Here is an 845-nt window from a genome sequence, read left to right as displayed (position 1 = left end):
TTATCCGCGACATCGTTATTCACGGCAAAAAGGTCACCAGCAAAGCGATCATTCTTTATCTTATCGCCGAGCTGGAGAGCACCTCAGATGTGGTCCAGCAGGACGTGCTTCGCAGCGCGCTGGAAATTGTGGTGGGCAAAACGCCCGACGACGAAGGCTTCTGAGGCTACTTCTGCTGTGTGACGTGCGCGGCAGACAGCGCAGCCGGTGAGTCAAACCCTCCCTGTGAAGCCCATACGGAGCAGCTGACGGCGGCGGCGAGGGTTACGGCAATCCAGACTTTCACAGGCATCTCCCGGTTTAAACGATTCCACTCCCATCAGTGTGGCACGACAGTGTTATTGCGCGAGGGGTGTACGTCAAAACGGGAGGAATCTGAAGGTCAGTGCATCTGCTCAGCCAGCAGCCTGACGGCGCGTTCGCAGCTTTCGCGCGTCCCGGCAGCGCCTGCCGCTTCGCCCATGCTGTGCAGAGCGCTGGTGATTTCGTGAAGGGTGAGGTACTGGTCCGGCTTAAGAAGGCGTGCCACGACCGTTCCGATAACGGCGTAGATATCTTCGGCGGTGGTGTCATCGTTCATATGACCTCCGTCCGTAAGGTGGATAAGTATACAGTATATCAGAAAGGCGACCCCGGGGATACGGCGGCGCCCCGGATGACTTCAGTGAAGCTTCTGCGCTGACATACCGTCAGTGCCGTACACCCCGGTCTTTTCAGCGGCGCGAATCTGCATTTCCCGCCGCACCTCTTCAATGGCGCGCAGCCCTGCGCGAACGCGGTCTTCATCCGTTTCATGCTCAATCGCCGCCCGCAGGCGGTCCGCCAGGACGGCCCAGCTGATGGCG

Annotated in this window: 3 protein-coding genes; 1 reads left to right on the top strand and 2 read right to left on the bottom strand. The window is 59.4% G+C overall.

Annotation, left to right across the window (positions count from 1 at the left end):
* Positions 1–164: biofilm development regulator YmgB/AriR family protein (locus F3J38_RS27760; RefSeq protein WP_240156090.1), on the top strand; the 164-nt coding region annotated here is incomplete at its 5' end.
* A 218-nt stretch (positions 165–382) separates the two neighbouring features.
* On the opposite strand, the gene F3J38_RS27755 is transcribed toward F3J38_RS27760, so the two are convergent.
* The gene (locus F3J38_RS27755; RefSeq protein WP_167144552.1) at positions 383–580 is read right to left on the bottom strand and encodes a hypothetical protein; all 198 of its coding nucleotides are present in this window, start codon (positions 578–580) and stop codon (positions 383–385) included.
* Positions 581–661: 81 nt separating this feature from the next.
* Positions 662–845: hypothetical protein (locus F3J38_RS27750; protein ID WP_167144550.1), on the bottom strand; the 184-nt coding region annotated here is incomplete at its 5' end.

Source organism: Candidatus Pantoea formicae (assembly GCF_011752625.1).
In the GTDB taxonomy this organism is placed as follows: domain Bacteria; phylum Pseudomonadota; class Gammaproteobacteria; order Enterobacterales; family Enterobacteriaceae; genus Pantoea; species Pantoea formicae.
The sequence above is the reverse complement of the archived record's forward strand: the minus strand, read 5'-3'. Positions and strand labels throughout refer to the sequence as shown.